This is a genomic window from Pseudomonas sp. NPDC096917, from assembly GCF_044762555.1.
Classification (GTDB): Bacteria; Pseudomonadota; Gammaproteobacteria; order Pseudomonadales; family Pseudomonadaceae; genus Aquipseudomonas.
In genome coordinates, this window is record NZ_JBIWEO010000054.1 from 1 (window position 1) to 1,561 (window position 1,561).

The 1,561-nt window shown below is 52.3% G+C and carries 3 protein-coding genes and 1 pseudogene; all 4 read left to right on the forward strand.

Annotated elements, in window-relative coordinates:
• Positions 1-109, forward strand: a pseudogene (gene rplX, locus ACIQYF_RS23715) (50S ribosomal protein L24); the annotation flags it as partial.
• Between the two features lie 22 nt (positions 110-131).
• Positions 132-671 (forward strand): 50S ribosomal protein L5, encoded by a 540-nt coding sequence (rplE, locus tag ACIQYF_RS23720; RefSeq protein WP_003186044.1) that lies wholly within the window; start codon positions 132-134, stop codon positions 669-671.
• A gap of 13 nt (positions 672-684) precedes the next feature.
• Positions 685-990 (forward strand): 30S ribosomal protein S14, encoded by a 306-nt coding sequence (gene rpsN, locus ACIQYF_RS23725; RefSeq protein WP_019409906.1) that lies wholly within the window; start codon positions 685-687, stop codon positions 988-990.
• A gap of 212 nt (positions 991-1,202) precedes the next feature.
• Positions 1,203-1,561, forward strand: a 359-nt coding sequence (gene rpsH / locus ACIQYF_RS23730) for a 30S ribosomal protein S8 (RefSeq protein ID WP_402866731.1), incomplete at its 3' end; no start/stop codon positions are given.

Here is a 1,561-nt window from a genome sequence, read left to right on the forward strand (position 1 = left end):
CGCCATTTTCAACGGCGAAACCAACAAGGCTGACCGCGTTGGTTTCAAAGTAGAAGAAGGCAAAAAAATTCGTGTCTTCAAGTCGACCCAAAAAGCGGTTGATGCTTGAACACTGCTAGGTAGATAAGACCATGGCACGACTAAAAGAGATTTACCGGAAGGAAATCGCTCCGAAACTTAAGGAAGAACTTAAGCTTTCGAACGTGATGGAAGTTCCGCGCGTTACCAAAATCACCCTGAACATGGGTTTGGGCGAAGCGATCGGTGACAAAAAAGTCATCGAGCACGCTGTAGCTGATTTGGAAAAAATCACGGGTCAAAAAGTTGTTGTGACCTACGCTCGCAAGTCCATCGCAGGCTTTAAAGTTCGCGAAGGCTGGCCGATCGGCGTCAAAGTAACTCTGCGCCGTGAGCGTATGTACGAATTCCTGGATCGTCTGCTGTCGATCTCCCTGCCTCGGGTGCGCGACTTCCGCGGCCTGAATGCCAAGTCCTTCGATGGTCGTGGTAACTACAGCATGGGCGTTAAAGAGCAGATCATTTTCCCGGAAATTGACTACGACAAAATCGATGCCCTTCGCGGTCTGGACATCACCCTGACCACCACTGCTCGGACAGATGATGAAGGTCGCGCATTGCTGCGTGCTTTCAAATTCCCGTTCCGCAACTGATTGGAGTAGGACCATGGCCAAGATGAGCATGAAAAACCGCGAGCTGAAACGTCAGCTCACGGTTGCCAAGTTCGCCAAGAAGCGTGCTGAGCTTAAAGCTATCATCGTTGATCTGAACGCAAGTCCAGAAGCGCGTTGGGAAGCCCAAGTAGCTCTGCAGAAGCAGCCACGTGACGCAAGCGCTGCGCGCATGCGTAACCGCTGCCGCCTGACTGGTCGTCCGCATGGTGTTTACCGCAAGTTCGGCCTGGGCCGTAACAAATTGCGTGAAGCAGCGATGCGTGGCGACGTACCAGGTCTGGTTAAAGCCAGCTGGTAAGGCGTACAGGCAAAGTCGCGAGTGTCAGGGTCGAAATATCCTGACAGTCGGTGACCTTGAATATGAATCAAGCCCCTATTGGGGCTTGATTCATTTCTGGCGTGTGTCTAGAATGACCGGCTCGCCTGAGCCCGTGCTTTTTAAGCATTGAGTCACTCGGCGACAGTTGTAGCCGCAAGGCTAATTCTTTTTGTATCAGGAGCGTCTAGCCCATGAGTATGCAGGACCCGTTAGCGGACATGCTAACTCGAATCCGTAATGCCCAGATGGCTGAAAAGTCCGTCGTAAGCATGCCATCTTCCACGTTGAAGGTAGCTGTAGCCAAAGTTCTCAAAGACGAAGGTTACATCGCGGATTATCAGATCAGCAGCGAAATCAAGCCACTGCTGTCTATCGAGCTGAAGTACTTCGAAGGCCGTCCGGTTATCGAAGAAGTTAAGCGCGTTAGCCGTCCAGGCCTGCGTCAGTACAAGTCCTCCGATGATCTGCCAAAAGTTCGTGGCGGTCTCGGTGTGTCTATCGTCTCCACCAACAAAGGTGTGATGACGGATCGTGCTGCGCGCGCTGCCGG